The sequence below is a fragment of the Bacillus sp. Medicinal_06 genome, from assembly GCF_056711665.1.
In genome coordinates this window covers 1-255 of the sequence record NZ_JBWYHD010000088.1, presented here as the reverse complement: position 1 = coordinate 255, position 255 = coordinate 1, and the positions used below count along the sequence as shown (strand labels likewise).

General features: G+C 42.4%; 1 rRNA gene. It reads left to right on the top strand.

Going from position 1 to position 255, the window contains the following annotated elements:
• Positions 1-107: ribosomal RNA gene (locus AC1M36_RS28625) — 16S ribosomal RNA — on the top strand; the annotation flags it as partial.
• Positions 108-255: the final 148 nt, after the last annotated feature.

Below are 255 nucleotides of genomic sequence, written 5' to 3'. Positions count from 1 at the left end.
CGGTGGGGTAACCTTTTTGGAGCCAGCCGCCTAAGGTGGGACAGATGATTGGGGTGAAGTCGTAACAAGGTAGCCGTATCGGAAGGTGCGGCTGGATCACCTCCTTTCTATGGAGAATTGATAAGCAGTGCTTATCAATATAAGTTTCCGTGTTTCGTTTTCGTTTAGTTTTGAGAGTTCAATAAAAGTGTTGACTCTTAAAAGAGGATATGATATAAATTAATTCTGCAATTTGTATGGGCCTATAGCTCAGCT